General features: G+C 48.7%; 21 protein-coding genes. 19 read left to right on the forward strand and 2 right to left on the reverse strand.

Translation table 11 applies throughout. The features are described 5' to 3' along the window. Window positions 1–13: 13 nt before the first annotated feature. Entirely contained in the window at window positions 14–970 is a 957-nt protein-coding gene (locus Pmgp_RS05120) for a LysR family transcriptional regulator (protein ID WP_134212901.1), read from the reverse strand. A gap of 946 nt (window positions 971–1,916) precedes the next feature. Between Pmgp_RS05120 and Pmgp_RS05125 the strand changes: the two genes are divergently transcribed. From Pmgp_RS05125 to Pmgp_RS05170, 10 genes are all read left to right on the forward strand, one after another. Next, window positions 1,917–3,485: an acyl CoA:acetate/3-ketoacid CoA transferase gene (locus Pmgp_RS05125; RefSeq protein WP_243119733.1), complete on the forward strand. Its 1,569-nt coding sequence runs from the start codon at window positions 1,917–1,919 to the stop codon at window positions 3,483–3,485. Between the two features lie 130 nt (window positions 3,486–3,615). Beyond that, window positions 3,616–4,485 carry an FAD binding domain-containing protein gene (locus Pmgp_RS05130; RefSeq protein ID WP_134212903.1) on the forward strand — a complete coding sequence of 290 codons (870 nt, stop codon included), beginning with the start codon at window positions 3,616–3,618 and terminating at the stop codon, window positions 4,483–4,485. Between the two features lie 16 nt (window positions 4,486–4,501). Beyond that, window positions 4,502–5,005 carry a (2Fe-2S)-binding protein gene (locus Pmgp_RS05135; RefSeq protein ID WP_134212904.1) on the forward strand — a complete coding sequence of 168 codons (504 nt, stop codon included), beginning with the start codon at window positions 4,502–4,504 and terminating at the stop codon, window positions 5,003–5,005. 16 nt (window positions 5,006–5,021) lie between these two features. Next, window positions 5,022–7,382, forward strand: coding sequence for a molybdopterin cofactor-binding domain-containing protein (locus tag Pmgp_RS05140; RefSeq protein WP_134212905.1), 2,361 nt, complete (start codon window positions 5,022–5,024; stop codon window positions 7,380–7,382). 146 nt (window positions 7,383–7,528) lie between these two features. Further along, the gene (locus tag Pmgp_RS05145) at window positions 7,529–7,891 is read left to right on the forward strand and encodes a hypothetical protein (protein WP_134212906.1); all 363 of its coding nucleotides are present in this window, start codon (window positions 7,529–7,531) and stop codon (window positions 7,889–7,891) included. 123 nt (window positions 7,892–8,014) lie between these two features. Continuing rightward, window positions 8,015–9,049, forward strand: a complete 1,035-nt coding sequence (locus tag Pmgp_RS05150; protein WP_134212907.1) for a molybdopterin-binding protein — start codon at window positions 8,015–8,017, stop codon at window positions 9,047–9,049. Between the two features lie 66 nt (window positions 9,050–9,115). After that, window positions 9,116–10,258, forward strand: a complete 1,143-nt coding sequence (locus Pmgp_RS05155) for an XdhC/CoxI family protein (RefSeq protein ID WP_134212908.1) — start codon at window positions 9,116–9,118, stop codon at window positions 10,256–10,258. Then, window positions 10,258–11,061, forward strand: coding sequence for a selenium-dependent molybdenum cofactor biosynthesis protein YqeB (yqeB, locus tag Pmgp_RS05160; RefSeq protein ID WP_134212909.1), 804 nt, complete (start codon window positions 10,258–10,260; stop codon window positions 11,059–11,061). Before Pmgp_RS05155 ends, yqeB begins: the two co-directional genes overlap by 1 nt. Before the next feature lie 20 nt (window positions 11,062–11,081). After that, window positions 11,082–11,882, forward strand: a complete 801-nt coding sequence (yqeC, locus tag Pmgp_RS05165; protein WP_192902791.1) for a selenium cofactor biosynthesis protein YqeC — start codon at window positions 11,082–11,084, stop codon at window positions 11,880–11,882. Window positions 11,883–11,955: 73 nt separating this feature from the next. Continuing rightward, window positions 11,956–12,555, forward strand: a complete 600-nt coding sequence (locus Pmgp_RS05170) for a nucleotidyltransferase family protein (protein ID WP_134212911.1) — start codon at window positions 11,956–11,958, stop codon at window positions 12,553–12,555. A gap of 346 nt (window positions 12,556–12,901) precedes the next feature. Here Pmgp_RS05170 and Pmgp_RS20810 read toward each other — a convergent pair whose 3' ends face one another. Beyond that, complete coding sequence (locus Pmgp_RS20810) at window positions 12,902–13,150, reverse strand: DUF4405 domain-containing protein (protein ID WP_134212912.1); 249 nt, start codon at window positions 13,148–13,150, stop codon at window positions 12,902–12,904. Window positions 13,151–13,391: 241 nt separating this feature from the next. Here Pmgp_RS20810 and Pmgp_RS05180 point away from each other — a divergent pair, with 241 nt between their 5' ends. From Pmgp_RS05180 to Pmgp_RS20815, 9 genes are all read left to right on the forward strand, one after another. Beyond that, on the forward strand, window positions 13,392–13,748 hold the full coding sequence (locus tag Pmgp_RS05180) for a NifB/NifX family molybdenum-iron cluster-binding protein (RefSeq protein ID WP_243119738.1): 357 nt from the start codon (window positions 13,392–13,394) through the stop codon (window positions 13,746–13,748). Between the two features lie 98 nt (window positions 13,749–13,846). Next, window positions 13,847–13,990: a hypothetical protein gene (locus Pmgp_RS19645; protein WP_192902792.1), complete on the forward strand. Its 144-nt coding sequence runs from the start codon at window positions 13,847–13,849 to the stop codon at window positions 13,988–13,990. A 25-nt stretch (window positions 13,991–14,015) separates the two neighbouring features. Next, on the forward strand, window positions 14,016–14,348 hold the full coding sequence (locus Pmgp_RS05190) for a DUF5320 domain-containing protein (RefSeq protein WP_134212915.1): 333 nt from the start codon (window positions 14,016–14,018) through the stop codon (window positions 14,346–14,348). A 27-nt stretch (window positions 14,349–14,375) separates the two neighbouring features. Next, window positions 14,376–15,233 carry an ATP-binding protein gene (locus Pmgp_RS05195; RefSeq protein WP_134212916.1) on the forward strand — a complete coding sequence of 286 codons (858 nt, stop codon included), beginning with the start codon at window positions 14,376–14,378 and terminating at the stop codon, window positions 15,231–15,233. Next, complete coding sequence (locus tag Pmgp_RS05200; protein ID WP_243119734.1) at window positions 15,230–16,126, forward strand: ATP-binding protein; 897 nt, start codon at window positions 15,230–15,232, stop codon at window positions 16,124–16,126. The genes Pmgp_RS05195 and Pmgp_RS05200 overlap by 4 nt, the downstream gene beginning before the upstream one ends. Window positions 16,127–16,203: 77 nt before the next feature. Then, entirely contained in the window at window positions 16,204–17,064 is an 861-nt protein-coding gene (locus tag Pmgp_RS05205; protein ID WP_134212918.1) for an Mrp/NBP35 family ATP-binding protein, read from the forward strand. A 101-nt stretch (window positions 17,065–17,165) separates the two neighbouring features. Then, window positions 17,166–17,573 carry a DUF134 domain-containing protein gene (locus tag Pmgp_RS05210; RefSeq protein ID WP_134212919.1) on the forward strand — a complete coding sequence of 136 codons (408 nt, stop codon included), beginning with the start codon at window positions 17,166–17,168 and terminating at the stop codon, window positions 17,571–17,573. 21 nt (window positions 17,574–17,594) lie between these two features. After that, window positions 17,595–17,945: a NifB/NifX family molybdenum-iron cluster-binding protein gene (locus Pmgp_RS05215; protein WP_134212920.1), complete on the forward strand. Its 351-nt coding sequence runs from the start codon at window positions 17,595–17,597 to the stop codon at window positions 17,943–17,945. Between the two features lie 137 nt (window positions 17,946–18,082). Next, window positions 18,083–18,220, forward strand: coding sequence for a cation efflux transmembrane domain-containing protein (locus Pmgp_RS20815; protein ID WP_192902793.1), 138 nt, complete (start codon window positions 18,083–18,085; stop codon window positions 18,218–18,220). The last annotated feature ends 16 nt before the right edge of the window (window positions 18,221–18,236 follow it).

Below are 18,236 nucleotides of genomic sequence, written 5' to 3' on the forward strand. Positions count from 1 at the left end.
CGTTTTTGGTGTTTTAGCGGACTAACTGCAAACTATTTCTGGTCAGGCTTGAGCTGATCGCGGTGACTTTAGCCCTGTCGATGGCGGCCTGGGTTTTAAGCCACTGCGGGATATATTTCAAGAACATTTTAAGTGTCGGCGGAGTGTCGGAGCTGTTGCGCGTGGCCAGGTTGATCCTTCTGTGAATGGTTGGCGTCAGCCCTATCACCCGCATGCTGGGGTCACGCTCCGCCAGTGCTACCTTAGAAGATAGCACCGTAATGCCAAGTTCCTCACGTACAAAAGCCAGCATCGTCTTAACCACAGAGCAGTTCAGCACCACATTGGGCACAAAGCCAGCGGCCTGACACGCATTATAAAAATCATGGTAGTGCCCGGAAGTCGAAGGGGTGAGAATCATCTTTTCATTTTCTAATTCTTTAATGTCTATGGATACCCTGTTTGCCAATGGATGCCGGTGGCTGGTCACGACTACCATCTTGTCGTTCACCAAAGGGTAGAAATTGAAGTTTGGATTAGGCTTGTTGATCTGGACAAAAGCAGCGTCAATTTTTTGAGCGTGCAGTAAATATAAAAGCTCTTCGCATTGTTCCTCATAAAGGCTCAGTTTTATGCCAGGGAAATTGTCCTGAAAAGAAGTCACCAGGTTTGGCAGGCTGTAACTGCCGATTACCGCGAGAGTCCCCAGTTTAAGCTCACCCTTTACAATGGACACATACTCCTGGATGCAGCGTTTTGCTTCATTTACACCCGACATTATGCGCTGGGCGTGGGTGACAAACTCTGAGCCGGCCGGGGTAAGTTGGACTGACCGGGTTGTCCTCACAAATAAACTGGTGCCTAATTCGTTCTCCAACTTGTTGATCTGCTGGGATAGTGAGGACTGAGAAATTTTAATCTCTTCTGCGGCCCGTGTGAAGTTGTTGTATTTAGCCACGGCCAATACATATTCCAGCTGATGCATCTCCATAGTATCCCTCCTAAAGTCTGTGGATTGCCAGTTAAACAGACACTAAAAAAGGAACTCTTACCACTTGCTGAAAACCTCATACATTGCGCAAAATTTTTTAAAAGTGGGTACGGTTGGTGAAAAACATCACATGTAACCTAAAAAGAAAATAACATTAACTTCTTTTGTAATATTATATACGAAATCCATTTGTTATGTAAATGCTTTTTGTATACAGAAAGCTGTTCTGATTTTCTTGCTAATAACACCTTTTTATGTCATCGACAATAAAATTCAATAACTTAAATTTATTTAATTTATTTTTTTGGTTTGTTTTATTTTACCATCTATAATAAAGGAGCTTAAATATTTTTTAACGATTGTATTTATAAGTTTTGCCTATTAATACACTTTCAGCAATTATTAATCCCAGTTTTACAAAATCCCTTCTTCTCAGTTGGAAGGCTCTTATAACTATTTTTAGGTATTTCAGGTAAAAAAGAAGCCCAGTAGTGTAAATTTCCCAAGTGCAGTACTGGTTAGCATGTCCAGTATTAACAGATATAGGCAATTATTCGCACTGAAAGTTCCCAAAGGCTGCAAAGGCAGAGACGGCCGGGCAGTCCTTTTTTTATGGCCTGACTTAAAAACCATTTTATATTAAAAAAAATAATCATATCCGCAATATTAATAGGCAGAACTAATCAATGCAATCGCGAACGTATATTTCACTTTGCTCATTTAAGGGTGGTAATATAAAACCGGGCTAAGGTTGCGGATAATACTGCACAGCAAAATCGTGTGTTAATTGTGTTAATAATATAAGCACTACATGGAATTGTAGTTAAAAAACATAAAGTGAGGTGAACTTTTATACGCAAACAGTTGTAAATTAATGTTTTAGGCTTAGTTCAGATTAGAACCTTCCCAGGATCATTTGAGATATATAAATTTGAAGGGAGAAGAGATGATGTCCAAACTTGTCACGGCACGGCAAGCTGTGGATTTAATACAAGACGGTATGACCGTGGCGTGGACTACAGCCGGTTTGTGCGGCTTTCCCGAGGAAGTCGCGACAGCTCTCGAGAACCGTTTCCTGGAAACCGGCAGTCCCAGAAACCTGATGAATACTCACAGCTGCGGCTGCGGCGACCATAAAACCAGAGGCATGAACCACCTTGGCCATGAGGGACTGGTAAGAAAACATATTGCCGGCCATATCGGCGAGGCGCCCAGGTTAGGCCAACTGGTTATTGACAATAAAATTGAATGCCATTTGTTCCCCCAGGGGGTTATGGTCCATTTGTACCGGCAAATGGCGGGCAAGAAACCCGGCGTCCTGACCAAAGTAGGGTTGGGCACTTATGCCGACCCCCGCTTAGAGGGCGGCAAGGTTAACGAGATCACCAAAGATGACATGGTGCAGCTGATTGAGCTTGATGGGGAAGAGTACCTGTACTACAAACCTTTCACGATCGATGTGGCCGTTATCCGCGGCAGTGTCGCGGACGAAAGAGGCAACATGACCATGGATACAGAGTGTTTATTCCTGGAGGCTCTGTCATTGGCCACGGCTGCAAGAAACAACGGCGGCATGGTGATTGCCCAGGTGGAGCACGTGGTCAAGCCCTTCACGATCCATCCCAAGAGAGTAAAGGTGCCGGGTGTCCTGGTGGATTATATTGTCCAGTCCAAGCCGGAAAACCACCTGCAAACAAAAGTAACTTATTATATGCCGTCCCTGTGCGGGGCTGAAAGAGCGCCCCTGGGCAGTATCCCGCCCCTGCCTCTGGACGAGCGCAAGATTATCGGTCGCCGCGCGGCGATGGAACTGCGGCCGGGCGCTGTGGTAAACATGGGCATCGGCATGCCTGACGGGGTAGCCAGTGTGGCTGCCGAGGAAGGTGTAACCGAAATGATGACCCTCACCACTGAGTTGGGCAACTTTGGCGGGATGCCGGCAAAAGGCGGAGATTTCCCGGCCACCCACAACTCGGAAGCAACTATTGACCACCCATACATGTTTGACTTTTACGACGGCGGCGGACTGGATATTTGTTTTCTAGGCCTGGCCCAAACCGACAAAAAGGGCAACCTCAACGTCAGCAAATTTGGCCCCAAAGTGGTCGGCCCGGGCGGGTTTGTGAATATTTCCTCAACCGCCAAGAAAGTGGTTTTCTGCGGCACCTTGACTACTTCCGGCGCGGTATATGAAGTTGCCGGCGGCACGATTAAGATCGTGCGGGAAGGCAAAATTAAAAAATTCTTGGACCATGTGATGCAGGTTACCTTCAGTGGCGAGTACTCCCAGAAAAGGGGGCAAGAAGTGCTCTATGTCACCGAACGCGCTGTTTTCACGCTGGAAGAAGGTGAAATGACTCTCATCGAAATCGCGCCGGGCATGGATGTGGAGAAAGACGTTATCGCCCATATGGATTTCAAACCCAGGATCTCTCCCGATTTAAAAGAGATGCCGAAGGAAATTTTTGAACCGCAGTGGGGTAAACTCAAACAATTATTGGAAGAAAAAGCCTAATAAAACTATGTGTATTTATTAAAAGAGATAGGAAAATGCAATTTTATGGAGAGGGTGATGCCAGAAATAAAAATAGCGGTTTAAGTGTAAGTGTGCACTAGAATATTATTCAAAAAGAGGAGGAGAAAACGTGTATCTACCAGATTTCGAGTATTATGCGCCGGAAAGTATCGCGGAAACCTGCCAGCTGCTGTCACAGTTTGGCCCCCGGGCTAAAGTGATCGCCGGTGGGAGCGACATTATCGTCAAAATGAAAAAAGAAGTATTGGCTCCGGAAGTCCTTGTCTCAATTAAAAACCTGGCTGAGTTGAAGAAAATTGAATACGTACCGGGTAAAGGTGTTGTTGTTGGCGCCAGGGTTACCCATAATGATTTGTATAAGTCGAAATTATTGGCCGAAAAATATGCGTCAGTATCGAACGCGGCCGGGCAAATGGCTGATAACCAGGTGCGCAATATCGGTACGCTTGGCGGCAATATCAGTAACGCCGTACCTTCCGCCGACCTGCCGCCGATTTTTATCGCTCTTAACGCGACCGTTAAGCTTGAAGGTGTGAACGGCGAGCGTACCATGCCGCTGGAAGATCTGTTTACAGGCCCCGGCAAGACTGTCCTGGCTCAGGACGAAATCATCACCGAAGTGGTCATCCCCGACCAGAAAATGACCGGCAGCAACTACATTAAGTTCGGGCTGCGCAAGTCAGGCGCCCTGGCTGTGGTCGGTGTAGCTGTCGCTGTTGAAGTTGAAAACAATGTCATCAAGGATGCTCGTGTGGCCCTTGGGGCAGTTGCCGCCACACCTGTGCGGGCAAAGAAAACCGAAGAATTCCTGAAAGGGAAAACAGTAACTGACGAACTATTGGCAGAAGCCGGAGTAATCGCCTCCGGAGAATGCAAGCCCATCTCCGACATAAGGGCATCTGCGGAATACCGCACTGACCTGGTGCGCGTCTTTACCAAGCGGGCACTGCGTAAGGCTATCGACGAGGGACATGTATAAGAAAGGAGATGTGAAGATGTCTAACTTCATTGTTGATAAAAGTGGAATTAAGCGTTATTTAGTTTCCGTGAAAATTAACGGCAGCGAATATACCAGGGTGGTTAAAGCCAACACCCTGCTGGTGAACTTCTTGCGTGAAGACCTTGACCTTATAGGCACTAAAAAAGGCTGCGAACTGGGTGACTGCGGCTGCTGCACCGTTATGCTGGACGGCAAGCCGGTCAACTCCTGTCTGGTCCTGGCTGTTGACGTGGACGGACGTGAAGTCACAACCATCGAAGGTATCGCGAACGGAGAAGAATTGGATATCGTCCAGGAAAAATTCATTGAGCACGCGGCATATCAATGCGGTTATTGCACTTCCGGAATGATCATTTCTTCCAGGGCATTGCTTAATGAAAATCCAAGTCCAACCGAACATGAGGTGCGCGAGGCCATAGCCGGCAACCTGTGCCGTTGTACAGGTTACGTCAATATTGTCGAGGCCGTTTTAGCCGCGGCTGAGGCTGAAAAGAAATAAGGAAAGGATGAGGGTGATGAGCGTTAAAGTAAATAAAGATTTTTCTTATGTCGGGAAAAGCCTCGACAGAAACGATTCGTTTTTAAAAACAACCGGCCGTGCCCAGTACACCGCCGACCTTAAATTCCCGAACATGCTTTACGGGAAACTAATTCGCAGCACTGTGGCGCATGCGCGCATTATTAATATTGACACTTCCGAAGCGGAAAAGCTACCCGGCGTAAAAGCCATCATTACCGCCAAGGACGTTCCCTCAATGAAATGGGGTCTGAGCCCCGCCCGCTTTGACGAAAACATTTTCGCTATTGACAAAGTCTTGTATGTTGGCGACAAAATCGGCGCGGTGTGCGCGGTTGACGAAGAAACCGTTTACAAAGCACTCAAACTGATTAAAGTGGAATATGAAGAGCTGCCGGCGGTATTAACCTGGCAGGAAGCGGCAAAAGAAGGCGCGCCGCAAATCTTTGAAGAGTACCCGGGCAACGTCAATACCGAGATTCACCACAAGTTCGGCGATCCCGACGCTGCCTTAAAAGAAGCGTACTACGTCCGCACCGACCGCCTGCAGGGGCAGCGCACGTATCATGCTTTTATTGAAAACCACTGCTCGATCGGCATGTGGGATGGAGATAAAGCAACCCTGTACAGCTCCTGCCAGTCGGTCCACTACCTGCAATATCACCTGGCCCGGGTGCTGGGCATGAAGATGGGTGACCTGCGCGTGTTGAAGACCCATGTGGGCGCAGGTTTTGGAGGAAAATTAGACCCCACCGGACTGGACTTCTCCGCATTAATCCTGTCCAAAATGCTCGGCCAGCCAGTTAAAATGTTTTATGACCATGAAGAAACCTTCTTAAACGGCCATGGACGTCACGCCATAACTATGGAGCTTACCACCGGCGTAGACAAGAACGGGAAAGTTTTAGCCCATAAATTTAAAGCTATCCTGGACGGAGGCGCTTACACCGGTCTGGGTATTGCCTCAACATACTATGCAGGCTCCCTGCTGGGCGTGCTGTACCCCATTGAAAACTACCAGTTTGACGCCTACCGTTACGTAACCAACCTGCCGCCCTGCGGCGCACAGAGAGGCCACGGCCAGCCGCAGCCGCGCTATGCCTTTGAACACCACCTTGACCTTATCGGCGAGGCAATCGGGGTTGACCCGATCGACATGCGCCTTGTCAACGCCCGTAAGAACAACACCGTAACCACGGCGGGATACGAAGTGAAATCGTATCACTTAGGGAAAGCAAATGAAATGGCACGGGATGCTTCCGGCTGGAAAGAAAAGAGAGGCAAGCTTGGCCTGGGCCGGGGCATCGGCGTCGGCAACGGCGGCTTTGTTACAGGCGCCGGTTTCTGCCAGTACCGGACCGACCTGCCGCACTCAGTAGGCATGATCAAGATCTATGATGACGGGACCCGGGCGTTTGTATACTCGCAGGCCGTAGATATCGGCCAGGGCAGCGACACAGTGCTGCTGCAGATGGCTGCCGAGGCGATGGGTTACCCCTACGAAAAATGCCAGATGTATGCGGGTGACACCGACCTGACTACCCTTGACTTTGGCGCTTACGCCAGCAGGCAGACTCTGATGGCCGGCTGGGCTGTGAAGAGAGCAGGGGAAGATGTCAAGCAGAAGATTCTCGAGCAGGCGGTCGAGATGTTCAGAGAGTCAGGGAGAATTAAAGAAGGTTGGGCTTATATCGGTAATCGCGAGTTAAGGCCGGACGATTTGGACTGCAAGGAAGGCATCGTATTTGTGAAGCAAGAACCAAGTCTTACCTTAACCTTCGAAGAAGTCGCCCGCAGATACTTTGTGACGAAGGGCGTACTGATCGGTCGCGGCTGGTACCACCCCGGCAAACTGGGCGGCAATCACAAAGGTGCGGCGGTCGGCACCTCTCCGGCATACAGCAGCGCGACCCAGATTGCTGAAGTGAAAGTTGACCTGGAAACCGGTCAAATAGAATGTGTCGATACCTGGGACGTGCACGACAGCGGCACCATCATCAACCCGAAGCTGTTCCACGGCCAGGTGCACGGCGCCTTTTCCATGGGCATCGGTGAGACCATCTGGGAAGAAGTTAAATTTGACGATAAAGGGAAACTCTTAAACGGTAACTTCAGTGAATACCGTTTGCCGACAGCTTTGGACATGCCGCCGGTATTATCACTGACTGTAGAAGACAGCTGGGAGCCCAACGGTCCTTACGGCCTGAAGGAAGTTGGCGAAGGAGCCACCACCCCGACCATGGGTTGTGTCGCCAACGCTATTTACGACGCCATCGGAGTCAGCATGACCGAACTGCCGATTACCTATGAAAAGGTGTGGCGGGCTTTAAAAGAAAAGAGAGAGAAAGAACAGAAATAAGCAAAGTAATTAACAGATACTGAACCTTGTCAAAGATTATAGATATGAGAGGCGATAGTATCGTCTCTCATATCTTAATCAACCAGTAAGAGAAGGCTGTAAGCGAGGGCACTCAGGCATAAATATTTTTTGGTGGAGGTGATATTATGAAAATTGAAACTGACTGTTTCGGGATGGACCCCAAAGAAATAGAAGCCGCCAGGCGCGCATTGACTGAAAATGAGCAGGTGGCGAAGAGTAGTCTGGAAAAATATCTTTCTCAAATTAAGGAATGGGAGTACTGTTATTGCGCAAATTGCAAAACAATAAGGTTCAGTTCAGACCTGGAGGCAACAGAGGAGGGAGTCCGCTGTTCCAAATGCAAAGGTTATAATTTGGAAGCCCCTGGCTGGGTTAGATGCCCCCACCACAAAGATTCCATAGTTAAATGCCCCCGGTCGGGCAAGGGAATAGTGAAGTCAAAGTATCAATACGAATGTCATGATCATTGCTATTTCCGAACAACTTAAGATCTAAGAGTATTTTCTTATCTTTGGTGAAAAACTTTTTGAGAGGCCCTATTTTTAAAAGCAATAACAGTAGTAGACGGCCACACTCTATCTTATGCGGAAAGATATTAAGGGGTGCAAACAATGAGAATACAGACAATCAGAGTGGAAGAAGCGGTTGGCAAAGTGCTCAGCCACGATATCACCAAAGTCGTAAAGGGAGAGTCCAAGGGAGCGTCTTTTAAAAAAGGGCACATCATTAAGGTGGAAGATATTCCTGAGCTGCTGAAGTTGGGTAAAGAGAATATCTATATCTTAGACCTTGAGCAGACCGATGTACACGAGGATGTCGCCGGTGTGCGGCTGGGAACGGCCATAGCGGGCGAAGGCACTACATGGACCGGTCCCAAGGAGAGCCGCGTGAATCTTTACGCCGGGTATGAAGGCCTGCTGAAAGTTAATATCCCGGCTCTGGAAGCGATTAACGATCTGCCCGATGTAATCTTATCCACCCTGCCCAATAATACGGTTGTGAAAAAAGGCGACCTGCTGGCCGGGACCAAGGTCATTCCGCTGGTAGTGCCGGAACAGACGGTATTATCCGCTGAAAACATCTGCCGCCAGGCCGGCTGGGTAGTCAAAGTGCTTCCGTTTCAAAGTCAAAAAGTCGGTGTTGTAATAACCGGCAGCGAGGTATATAAGAATCGTATCCGTGACGGTTTCGGCCCGGTAATCAAGGAAAAAGCGGAAGCATATGGTTCTTCGTTGCTGGGAGTGGATTTCGCGCCTGACGACATGGAAGTAATTGCCGCCAAGATTAATAAAATGGCTGAACACGGAGCGGACATAATAATTGTAACGGGCGGCATGTCGGTTGATCCCGATGATGTTACACCCAAAGCCATCCGCCTGACGGGGGCCAAAGTGGAAAAATACGGCGCCCCGGCGCTGCCCGGAGCAATGTTCATGCTGGCCTACCTGGGGGATATTCCTGTCATGGGTGTGCCGGCCTGCGGGATGTTTTTCAAAATAACCATTGTTGACCTGTTGCTGCCAAGATTGCTGGCAGGTGAAAGGGTATTCAGGCGGGACATCGTGGCTCTGGCCCACGGCGGTCTGTGCAAGGCTTGTCCCGAGTGCAGGTATCCCAACTGTACCTTCGGCAAAGGTTCAAATTAGTTGTCTGTAGTTGTATTTATCTTTATAATAAGATAAAATATGATGGTCTCCGGAGGAACATTTAACATGGAAGATAACCTGCAGCAGGGAAAAACAATCGTAACCGTAATAGCACAGGAAAACCTGAGCGAGGGACTGCCCGGCTCCAAAATAGTAATCACAGCCGGCGGCGCCTCTAAAAAAGGCAGCCTGCAGCTGAACTGGCTCGAAGACGCCGCGGCAGAACTAGTCAAGGCCAGCCAGTCCGATGGGATGTTCAAGACCGCAGAACTGGTCAACCCCGCCCGGCCGGAGCAGCGCGCCACAGTGATGATCGACCCCTATCTGGCGCAGCCCGAACTGATTATCCTGGGCGGGGGGCATATCGCCCTGCCTTTGGCTAATATCGGGCAGTTGCTTGGCTACCAGGTTACCGTGGTGGACGACCGGCCTGATTTCGTTTCTGCCGAGCGTTTTTCAGGTGTCTACAAAAGTATCTGCTGCAGTTTTGATGATATAGAAAATATTCTAAGCCTCGGACCCGCGAGCAGTGTGGTGATTGTAACCAGAGGCCATATGCACGACCTTGACTGCTTGAGCAAAGTAATCAAATACCCCGTGGCTTACCTCGGCATGATCGGCAGCAGGCGCAAGATCAAAATGATCAGGCAGCAACTGCTCGACGACGGGATAGATATAGAAAAGATAGAAAAAGTTCGTATGCCCATAGGCCTTGATATCGGCGCTCAGACTCCCGCCGAAATAGCAGTGTGCATCGCTGCCGAAATGATCAAAGACCGACGCGGCGGAGGAGCCGGTTCACTTGCCGCGGGCCGCACACAGAAAGTGGACCACCCCAACGACTGCGAGCTGCCCTCCGTGGCAGATAAAGAATCACTGTACAGAGCCATAATCGCAGCCAAGGAAGGGACACCGGCAGCGCTGGCCACTATCGTTAAAACAAAAGGATCCACCCCGCGTAAAGCCGGCGCCCGCATGCTCATATACAGGGACGGCCGCATTCTGGGCACCATTGGCGGCGGCTGCGGCGAGTCAGAGGTGCGCCTGCAGGCTTTGGGCGTCATCGACGAGCAAAAAGCCCGCTTGCACAAAGTATCACTGACCGCCGACATAGCAGCGGCTGAAGGCATGGCCTGCGGCGGGACGATGGAAGTTTTCATTGAACCGGCAACCATGTTTGCAGAGGCCTTTAATGGTGGTGAAAAATAATGAGTCAACTTAGTACTATGGTTATTATAAAAGGAGCAGGCGACTTGGCCACAGGTGTAGCCTACCGGCTATACAAGTGCGGACTGGATGTTATTATGACTGAAATAAGCAGCCCGCTGGTGGTTAGAAGAAAAGTGGCTTTTGCCGAGGCGGTTTACGAGGGTACGGTGACAGTCGACGGCGTTAAAGCCAGTCTGGCTCAAACAATAGATAAGGCTCTAGAAATGTTTGATGACAGGATCATACCTGTTCTTGTAGACCCGGAAGCTGAAGTTGTGAAAACTCTTTACCCGCAGGTAGTGGTAGATGCCAGGATGGCCAAGCGCAACCTGGGAACGACTATAGATGAAGCGCCCCTGGTAATCGGTCTGGGACCGGGCTTTGTGGCCGGACTGGATGTCCACGCGGTTATTGAAACCTGCAGGGGGCACCGTTTGGGCCGTGTTATTTACAGAGGCGGCGCGATTGACGATACCGGCAAACCAGGTGCTGTGAACGGTTTTACTGTGGAACGACTTTTAAGGGCTCCGGTAGAAGGAGTGGTAAAACCTTGCCGTGTCATCGGGGATCTGGTGGAAAAAGGTGATATAGTGGCCTTTGTCGAGGATATTGAGGTAAAGGCCGAAATACCGGGTGTAATAAGAGGAATGATTAAAGACGGCGTCAGGGTGTCACAGGGGACTAAAATTGGCGATATCGACCCAAGAAAAGACACTGAATGTGATACCATCTCCGACAAAGCCCTGTCTGTCGGCGGCGGTGTTTTAGAAGCTGTGTTCAGCTTTCTGACATCACAAATATGAGTTGTCAAGGACCACCAACTATGAGAATTATTGATGCCCTGTGCCTGAAGGAACGTGAAATCATATCTATTGTAGGCGGGGGAGGCAAGACTTCCCTGATGTTCCGGCTGGCCAAGGAAATATCTGTTCAATATAATGTTATCATTACCACTACCACAAAAATCTTCATGCCTTCGCCTGAAGAATTTCCTCTGGTGCTTTTAGGAGAGGGAGAAGCGGCGGAACATAACCTGGCCTGCTATCTCCGTTCGGGCTTGAAGCCGGTGGTAGGGTCCGGTCTGTTGAGCAACAATAAGTTAAAAGGGATTACCCCCGAGCAGGTCAGTTTGCTTCAGTATTACGCGAACTATACTTTAGTTGAAGCGGACGGCTCCAAAGGTTGTTCCCTTAAGGGGCATCTTAATTATGAACCTGTTATTCCCGGAGAAACCACTTTGCTTGTGGTTGTGGTGGGAGCCGATATCATCGGAAAAACTCTGGACAGCAGACATGTGCACCGTCCTGAGATCGTTGCCAGGCGGACCGGCCGGACGATTGGTTCTAAAATTGACGCGGAACTGGTAGCTGAACTAATTACCCACCCGGAAGAACTGCTGCGCGACACACCTCCGGGCGCCAGAATAGTTGTGTTTATTAACAAGGCGGACTGCCTGGCAGACATCACTGAGGTTAACCATCTAGTAAGATTGCTCCTTGGCCAGAAAATAGAAAAGGTAATACTTGGGTCAGCTCAGGGCAGAATCCCTATTCACAATATATTTAAATTCTGCGGCGACACAAGAGCCTTAGGCAATAATTATAAAACTACAGCTATTTCATAATTATAAATTACCTTCTTTTTATGAAGTTTTGTTGTAGGACTTTTGTGCCGCTGCAGCGGAGTAGGTGGATAAAATGATCTCAGCAATCATTTTGGCCGCAGGTATGTCTGTCAGAATGGGCAGCCCCAAACAGCTGCTTAAATTGGGAGACAAGCCGTTGATCCGCATAGTAACGGAAAATGTGCTGGCCTCATCAGTAGATGAGATCCTGGTTGTGACAGGTTATAAGGAAAACCAGGTAAGCGCCGTCATTAAAGACTTGCCCGTTAAAACTGTGATCAATCCCTGTTACGAACAGGGACAGGGCACATCCCTGGCAGCGGGGGTCAAGAATTTGCCTGTTGACACTGAAGCTTTCCTGGTCTTTATGGTTGACCAGCCCTTTATCACCAGCTTGCTGATCAACAAGGTGATTGAGGAATTTAAAAAGAGGCGCTGTCTGGCTCTGCGACCGGTTTGCAACGGGCAGCCAGGCCACCCGGTAATATTCAGCTATGATTTAAGCGCTCAACTGCAGCAGTTGGCAGGGGATGAAGGGGCGCGGCCTGTCCTGAAAAAGCTTGGGAGCAGGGTGGAGTATTTCACCGTGCAGGACCAGGCGGCAATTTTTGATATAGACACACCCGAAATCTATGAAAGTTTAAAAAGTTTAAATAAGCTTACCCTCAACTAAATACTCTACCTCTCTTTTTCCTTTGACATGGACAACAACAAAAAGCTATCCATGTCAAGGGGCTCTTTTTTGTTAGGCAGTAATTTAGTTGATAATTATTATAGAAATAAATTATTAAAATTCTTATCTAAATATGTGTTTGTCCAGTGAAGCTGTTCTGCCTGCCACCTAAGCAGGCTGACTAAAATTTAAAACAACCGGGGTTTCCCAGACCCTGGTTAATATAGAAAAGAGAAATGACCGCTGGCCGGTCTTTTCTCTTATCAGCGTCACAATGGAAAAGTAATAGTATTCATGGTACTTTCATAATAAACAGAAATTTTTAGCCAGGAAGATGTTAACATTATTACTGTATCTTAACACTGCCTCCTGCTATAATTTTCTTTGTCATTTTAGCGTACCAGTCCCAGTGCAATATTAAGTGATAGGATGCCAATATAGTAAGCCCTATACCGCTCCATATGTGACTGTCTTTCATAAACCTGCGCAGGGTGGTTCTTCTTGGGATGAGTGTCCACAGTAAGAAACCACTGATCCCACTTGCCGCCAGTAAGCCAATTAAAATGGAGTCGACAAAAAAATATTTCTTATTCATATTTTAAAATTCTCTCCATTAAATATCGGCTTTATTCAGTTCATTAGAGTTTGATAAATGTTTAATTCTTAGAATATGGCTTTAGTGTTGATTGCACGCAGCAATCTGACCGGCCATATTTTTTTAATTTAAAAGCAATATTATTGACATTAGTTCATAAAGAGAGATATAATAATTTTGAAACGATGACCATAATAAACCGGTCACTAAGAATTACTCTGGAGGGGGTGAGACCTTGAAAGTGGCTGTCACATCCATGGGGCAGAACATGGAAAGCAAAGTAGATCCAAGGTTTGGCCGTGCTAATTGGTTTATACTATTTAACACGGAAACAGCTGAATACGAGGTTGTGAGCAACGAGCAGAATCTTAACGCCGGCCAGGGCGCGGGCATACAGTCCGCGGAAATTATCAGCCGGAACGGAGTGGAAGCTTTAATTACCGGAAACTGTGGGCCTAAAGCTTTTAAGGCCTTAGGCGCGGCAGGTATTCAGGTGTATTGCGGCGCCGAAGGCACAGTGGCGGAAGCCCTGGAAAGTTTCAAAAGCGGCAAGCTGGAAAAAGCATCAGGAGCCAATGTTGAAGCTCATTGGGCCTAAACAAGGCTAATTTAAAAGGAGGTATAAGGAGATGCCCAGAGGGGATGGAACCGGTCCGGCTGGTAAGGGTCCGGGCGTAGGCAAGAAAAGAGGACCTTGTGGCGCCGGTCAAGGCCGTGGACAAGGGCAAGGTCAGGGGCAAGGCCGTCAGTGTCAAGGACAAAACTGGGGACAAGGTCAGGGTCCCGGTAAGAAAGTTGGCAAGCCGTAAATCGAACAATCTGGTGATGCTGCGCCATTGAACAAAATTAAAGGAGGGGTTCCATCATGCCAGGTTTTAACGGAACGGGTCCCCAGGGCTCAGGTCCTATGACAGGCCGGGGGCGCGGCTACTGCATGAGTTATATTGACTCTAATACCAATGCTTGCCCGGGTTTCTCCCGGAGAAACACTGGCCGGGGTTGGCGAAACTGGTATCATGCCACGGGACTGACCCGCTGGCAAAGGCGGGCGCCAGGTGCGGCAGTGAACGGAGCTGTTTTCGCGCCTCCGCTGAGCGGCGAGCAAGAGTTGTCCTTCCTCAAGGAGCAGGCTGGTTACCTGGAAAACGCCCTTGAGCAGGCCAACAGGCGGATTAAAGAACTTGAGGGTAAAGGCTGAGAACATACCCTTTCAGGGGGTTGTATTATGTCACCTAAATTGACTATAGCTGTTGCCAGCGGGAAGGGAGGGACGGGAAAAACCACCGTCTCTGCGAGCCTCTCCTGCGCGGCGGCAGACGCCGGCTATAAAGTGGCCTATCTGGACTGCGATGTTGAGGAGCCCAATGGGCATCTTTTTTTGAAACCTGAAATCGACTGCCGCCACCTTGTCGGCATACCGGTTCCGGTAGTGGATCAGAAGAAGTGTGTTGCCTGCGGCGCCTGTGGGCAAATCTGCCAGTACAGCGCCATCGTCTGTATCAATAAAAACATCCTCACTTTTGATAAAATGTGCCACGGATGCGGGGGATGCGCACTGGTGTGCCCCGCGGGGGCCATTACTGAAAAAAGCAGGAGTATTGGTTCAATTGAAGGAGGAAGCGCGGGCAGAATATCTTTTTACCATGGAAATCTTTTTGTGGGTGAGGCTTTCAGCCCACCGTTGATCAGGGCGGTGCGCTCGACGGGATGCAATGGTTTGAATATTGTCGACGCGCCGCCCGGCACTTCCTGCCCGGTAATCTCTGCGATTAAAGGTGCGGATTATGTGCTTCTGGTTACCGAACCCACCCCCTTCGGAATTAACGACCTGGATATTGCCGCCGGTATGGTAAAAGAGCTCGGCATTCCTCACGCGGTGGTTGTTAACAGGCACGACCCCGATAATACCCTTGCCCGTGATTTCTGCAGGGATAGGGGAATTAAGATCCTGGCTGAGATTCCTGATGACCGCAGGATTGCCGAAGCTTATTCAAGAGGTGCACTGCCGTACTCCGCTGTACCGGGTTACCGGGAGCTTTTTAAAGAACTTTTAATTTCTGCTGTGAAGGAGGCGAAATGGTGAAAGAAATAACCGTCATCAGCGGCAAAGGCGGCACCGGTAAGACAAGCCTGGCGGCTTCCCTGGTTTCCCTGGCGGAAAATACGGCGGTAGCTGACTGTGATGTGGACGCGGCCGACCTGCACCTTGTCCTCAACCCTCGGGTTGAACAAGTAAATGATTTCAGTGGCGGGAAAAGCTCTGCGATTATACCTGATAAGTGTACCGGCTGTGGTAAATGCCATGAGCTCTGCCGCTTTGGCGCGGTAGTAAAAAATACAGACCAAAAAACAGTTTTCACCATTGACCCTATAGCCTGTGAGGGGTGTGGCGTATGCAGCTATTTTTGCCCGGAAAAAGCGATTGAGTTTAAGCAGGCGGTTAACGGCCAGTGGTTCATTTCCAGTACCCGCTACGGGCCTATGGTCCATGCCAAACTTGGTATTGCTCAAGAAAATTCAGGAAAACTTGTTTCTTTGGTACGCAGCCAGGTTAAAATAATCGCTGAGGAAAAAGGCCTGCCCTATATAATTGTTGACGGTCCGCCGGGTATAGGCTGTCCGGTCATTGCCTCAGTAACGGGCACAGACTGTGTGCTAATCGTAACTGAGCCAACCTTATCCGGCCAACATGACCTGGAAAGGGTAGTCGAACTAATTAATTTTTTTAAAATTCCCGCCTATCTTTGCATAAATAAGTTCGATATAAACCCTGAGATGAGTGACATAATAGAGAAAAAAGCCATGGCGGCCGGAGTTAAGGTTGTAGGCAGGGTGCACTACGACCGGAACGTGACCGGGGCACAGGTCAAAAAGCTCCCGGTGGTAGAAATGCCTAATACCCCCGCGGCAGCAGATGTCAGGACTATGTGGAGCAACCTGCTGCAGGAAATAACTGCTGCCACAAAAGTGAGTTAGGGTAAATGTTTAGTTTTTGGCAATTAATAAGACATACTGTTACTGCATTTTATAACAAGCGGAAGGAGACACAGTAAATGCAACAGGATTCAAACTGCGGTTGTGGTACCAAGGGTGCTTGTGAGGGGGAAAACACCGTAAATAGTGAAGAGTCCATGCACGCTCCCGAGAAACTGGCCATTAATAATTTTAGCAGCGCTAAAAACGTTATTGCCGTTATGAGCGGGAAAGGCGGTGTCGGCAAATCATCTGTAACATCCCTGCTGGCGTGCGGCTTCAGAAGAAAAGGTTATGAAGTTGGAGTACTGGATGCGGATATTACCGGTCCCAGCCTGCCAAAGTTGTTTGGGGTAAAGGGACCAATAGAAGGCACACCCTTTGGGATGCACCCTCTGGAAAGTTCTACCGGCATCAAAGTCATGTCCATAAATTTACTCATGGAACAAGAAGATGAACCTGTTATCTGGCGCGGTCCTTTGCTGGGTAAAGTAGTCGGTCAATTTTGGACAGATGTTGTTTGGACCGATCTGGACTACCTTTTTGTGGATCTACCTCCCGGGACGGGTGACGTGCCCCTCTCGGTGATGCAGTCCCTTCCCTTAAACGGGTTTATTGTAGTGACCTCGCCACAGGAACTTGCGACAATGATCGTGAAAAAAGCGATAAAAATGGCCCAGATTATGAATATACCAATACTTGGTTTAATTGAAAATATGAGTGGTGTAATTTGCCCGAAATGTGGAGAAGAATTCAAGTTGTTTGGTCCGGGCCATGGTGAAGAAGTATCCAAATCTTTCAACATCAAGTTCCTCGGCAAGCTGCCTGTTGATCCAAACCTTTCCAAACTCTGCGACCAGGGTAAAATTGAAGAATATGAAAGCAGCCTTTTTACCGATTTTATTCCCGGTCAACTTGAAGCAAAGGGGGGCGACGTTTAAATCACAACAAGAAGTACAAGATAATATTGACTGTTCTTTAGCCAGCCGGTATTATTCTTGTAAACGTATTCAAAAACCAAGTTTGACAGGAGTGTTAAAAAATGCCCAGGCCGCCAAAATGCAGGAGAGTGGAACAGCTTCCGGGGTTTACTTACTTTAAACCTTCAGGCATCCCCATGTCGGAACTATCCGAGATTATGCTTTCGGTGGAAGAACTTGAGGCCATTCGCTTAAGGGACCTGCTAGGCTTGGATCATGAAGTATCGGCTGAGAAGATGTCTGTTTCCAGGCCCACTTTTCACAGAATACTGGCGTCAGCCAGGCAGAAAATAGCGCAGGCTCTGGTAAACGGAGCCGCTCTGAGAGTAACCGGGGGCAACTTTAAGCTGATCCAGTATAACCTGAAATGCCTGGCCTGTGGACACCAGTGGGAGGGAACCATCTGCCGCAGGCTGACTGTGTGCCCTCTCTGTTACGGAAAAGACTGGCAAAAAATCGATTTAAAATAATTCTTGGAGGTAGAAAACACAATGAAAATTGCCATGCCGCACCTGGAAGGAAAAGTAAACCCGCACTTTGGGACCAGCCGGGAATTTGTTGTCGTAGAAACGGAAGACGGCCAAATAAAAGGCAAGAAGATTATTCCCAATGAAGTAATGCACAACCATGGCGGTCTGGCCATGATGCTGAAAGCCGAAGGGGCCGAAGTGGTAATTACCGGCGGTATCGGCAGGCCTATGGCCGACGCTCTGCAAAGGGCTGGTTTTGAAGTAATCACGGGGGCGTCGGGAGATGTGGATAAGGTCGCCGGGGCTTATCTCAGCGGCAACCTTGTTGCTGGCGGGGTTAGCTGCGACTGTGGCGGACACCACGGCCATTGACATTAATAAACGCTTCAGTTTGTAACAGATAAGCGTGACTTGATACGTCGCGCTTATTTTTTTTAAATGTTTCATTCCGATATAAGGAGCCTGGATTTATAGGAGTTCCATCCAGCACGCGGGTTACGCTGTACTCAGTGTTTCTTAATCTGATCATAACAGCGGGCAAAGGTGTTCTTGCCTTTCTTTCAGGCAGTACGGCCCTTTTTGTTGAAACTATTCACAGCATATCTGACGGTGGAATAATAACAATTTTGACGGAGATACTTCCTTGAAAATAGAATTTTAAGG

Source organism: Pelotomaculum propionicicum (assembly GCF_004369225.1).
Lineage (GTDB): Bacteria > Bacillota > Desulfotomaculia > Desulfotomaculales > Pelotomaculaceae > Pelotomaculum_B > Pelotomaculum_B propionicicum.

Bases quoted from the DNA above. Each gene is read 5' to 3' on its own strand.
- Pmgp_RS05120 (WP_134212901.1), bottom strand. From the start codon at position 970: ATGGAGATGCATCAGCTGGAATATGTATTGGCCGTGGCTAAATACAAC.
- Pmgp_RS05125 (WP_243119733.1), top strand. From the start codon at position 1,917: ATGATGTCCAAACTTGTCACGGCACGGCAAGCTGTGGATTTAATACAA.
- Pmgp_RS05135 (WP_134212904.1), top strand. From the start codon at position 4,502: ATGTCTAACTTCATTGTTGATAAAAGTGGAATTAAGCGTTATTTAGTT.
- Pmgp_RS05140 (WP_134212905.1), top strand. From the start codon at position 5,022: ATGAGCGTTAAAGTAAATAAAGATTTTTCTTATGTCGGGAAAAGCCTC.
- Pmgp_RS05145 (WP_134212906.1), top strand. From the start codon at position 7,529: ATGAAAATTGAAACTGACTGTTTCGGGATGGACCCCAAAGAAATAGAA.
- Pmgp_RS05150 (WP_134212907.1), top strand. From the start codon at position 8,015: ATGAGAATACAGACAATCAGAGTGGAAGAAGCGGTTGGCAAAGTGCTC.
- Pmgp_RS05155 (WP_134212908.1), top strand. From the start codon at position 9,116: ATGGAAGATAACCTGCAGCAGGGAAAAACAATCGTAACCGTAATAGCA.
- yqeB (WP_134212909.1), top strand. From the start codon at position 10,258: ATGAGTCAACTTAGTACTATGGTTATTATAAAAGGAGCAGGCGACTTG.
- yqeC (WP_192902791.1), top strand. From the start codon at position 11,082: ATGAGAATTATTGATGCCCTGTGCCTGAAGGAACGTGAAATCATATCT.
- Pmgp_RS05170 (WP_134212911.1), top strand. From the start codon at position 11,956: ATGATCTCAGCAATCATTTTGGCCGCAGGTATGTCTGTCAGAATGGGC.
- Pmgp_RS20810 (WP_134212912.1), bottom strand. From the start codon at position 13,150: ATGAATAAGAAATATTTTTTTGTCGACTCCATTTTAATTGGCTTACTG.
- Pmgp_RS05190 (WP_134212915.1), top strand. From the start codon at position 14,016: ATGCCAGGTTTTAACGGAACGGGTCCCCAGGGCTCAGGTCCTATGACA.
- Pmgp_RS05195 (WP_134212916.1), top strand. From the start codon at position 14,376: ATGTCACCTAAATTGACTATAGCTGTTGCCAGCGGGAAGGGAGGGACG.
- Pmgp_RS05205 (WP_134212918.1), top strand. From the start codon at position 16,204: ATGCAACAGGATTCAAACTGCGGTTGTGGTACCAAGGGTGCTTGTGAG.
- Pmgp_RS05210 (WP_134212919.1), top strand. From the start codon at position 17,166: ATGCCCAGGCCGCCAAAATGCAGGAGAGTGGAACAGCTTCCGGGGTTT.
- Pmgp_RS05215 (WP_134212920.1), top strand. From the start codon at position 17,595: ATGAAAATTGCCATGCCGCACCTGGAAGGAAAAGTAAACCCGCACTTT.